The organism is Streptomyces sp. NPDC052042 (genome assembly GCF_044548345.1).
Taxonomy (GTDB): domain Bacteria; phylum Actinomycetota; class Actinomycetes; order Streptomycetales; family Streptomycetaceae; genus Streptomyces.
In genome coordinates, this window is the sequence record NZ_JBIUBU010000080.1 from 1 (window position 1) to 2,062 (window position 2,062).

Here is a 2,062-nt window from a genome sequence, read left to right on the forward strand (position 1 = left end):
GTGGCGGGGTCGGGGTCGTACAGGTCGTCGAGGTTCCAGCCGCGGTCGGTGGGGAACGGGGAGATGGCGTCGGTTCCGGAGGCGACCAGGTCCCATAGCTCGTCGGGTGTGGTCACTTGGCCGGGGTAGCGGCAGGCCATGCCCACCACCGCGATCGGCTCGTTCGAGGGGACGACGGGCCGTACGACGGCTTTCTCCGATGTCACAGCGGTCGGGTCGGCGTCGCCGAACAACTCCTGACCGAGGTACCCGGCCACAGCGGTCGGAGTCGGGTGGTCGAACAACATGGCGCTGGCCAGGCGCAGCCCGGTGGCGGAGGCCAGCCGATTGCGTAGCTCTACGAGAGTGAGGGAGTCGAAGCCCTCTGTCCGGAACGCCGTATCCGGATCGACGGCCGTGGCCGAGCCGTGCCGAAGCACCGCGGCGGCCTCCGTACGCACCAGATCCAGAAGAAGTCGCTGCCGCTCGGCCGCCGAGAGGTGCGGCGACAACCAGGCGGGTACGTTGCCGGGTGAGTCTTTGGCGTCGGGTATGTCGCCAGCATGGGCTGCCCGGATCCTGTCGAACAGGGGACGCTGGAGCCGACGGGACGCCGGGGAGGCCAGGAAAGTCCTCCAGTCCACGTCAGCGACGATCAGGGTGGTCTCGTCGGCTTGGACTGCCTGCTCCAGCAGGTCGAGAGCCTGTTCCGGATCCAGTCCGTCGATACCGTCCCGCGCGAAGGACCTTTCCCCGGCCCCGGCGGCCATCCCGGCCCCGGCCCAGGGGCCCCAGGCGATCGACGTGGCGCGCTGTCCCCGCGCCCGCCGTTGGTGGGCGAGCGCGTCGAGGGCCGCGTTGGCCGCCGCGTACGTGGCCTGGCCACCGTTCCCCCACACCCCGACGATCGAAGAGAAGAGCACGAAGGCGTCCAGGTCGAGGTCGGCGGTGAGCTCGTCCAGGTGATGGGCGGCGATGGTCTTGGCCCGCAGCACTGCGTCGATGCGCTCGGCGGTGAGCCCGTCGAGCACCCCGTCGTCGAGTACCCCCGCGCAGTGCAGCACAGCCGTCAGCGGCTGGTGGTCCGGAATTCCGGCGAGCAGAGCGGCAAGCGCGTCGCGATCGGCGGCGTCGCAGGCCATGACAGTGACTTCGGCGCCGAGAGCGGTGAGCTCGTCGATCAGTTCGGCCACGCCGGGAGCGTCGCTCCCACGACGTCCGGCCAAGAGCAGATGCGGCGCCCCTGCCAGGGCGAGCCTGCGCGCGGCCTGGGCACCGAGCGCCCCCGTTCCTCCGGTGATGAGCACCGTGCCGGATGGAGTCCAGTTGCGCCGTGCGGGCCGGCCGGGGGCGGGAACCACACGGCGGACGAAGGTACCGGAGGCACGAATCGCCATCTGGTTGTCTGGGGTGTTCGTGACGAGCACCCGGGCCAGTCTGCGAAGCGCGGCAGGAGGGGCATCGGTCGGAAGGTCCACCAAGCCGCCCCACCGGTCGGCGAGTTCGATTTCGGCGACCTGCCCCAGGCCCCAGAGCTGTGCTCCGCCGACGGACGGGGCCTCTCCGGGCTGCGCTGCCACCCCACCGCGGGTCACGATCCACAACGGCGCATCCGGTGCGGCGTCGCCCAGTGCTTGGATCAGAGCGACGGCCTCGGCGAGGCCGGGTTCGGCCGGTGCGAGCCACAGGACGCGCTCGCAAGGTTCGGCCGCGTCCCAGGCCGCCCGCACCAGCCCTGCGAGCGCTTCCCGGTCGGCGGACACCGGCATTTCCAGGCTCTGGACGGCCGCCCCGTGGCCGGCGAGCGCGCTTTCGACATCGGCAAGGATTCCGGCATCCGCCAGGTCGTTCGTCGTGAGGAGCAGCCAACGCTCCGTCGAGCTCACGGCATAGTTGTCAGGTGCGGCTTCCCAGGTGACGCGATAGCGCAGTCGGTCCGCGCCCGGCGCACCACTGCTGTCGGAGGCCCGGACCGGAGCAGAAGCAGCGGTGGGGTTCATCCAGTAGTGGTCGTGTTGGAAGGGGTAGGTGGGGAGGGTGGTGTGGTGGGTTGGGGGTGGGGTTGTGGGTGGGGTGGGGGTGG

The 2,062-nt window shown here is 70.9% G+C and carries 1 protein-coding gene; it reads right to left on the bottom strand.

Going from position 1 to position 2,062, the window contains the following annotated elements; all coding sequences use genetic code 11:
* The coding region (locus ACIHCL_RS36935; RefSeq protein WP_399868931.1) for an SDR family NAD(P)-dependent oxidoreductase at positions 1-1,979 on the bottom strand (1,979 nt) is incomplete at its 3' end.
* Between the last annotated feature and the right edge of the window lie 83 nt (positions 1,980-2,062).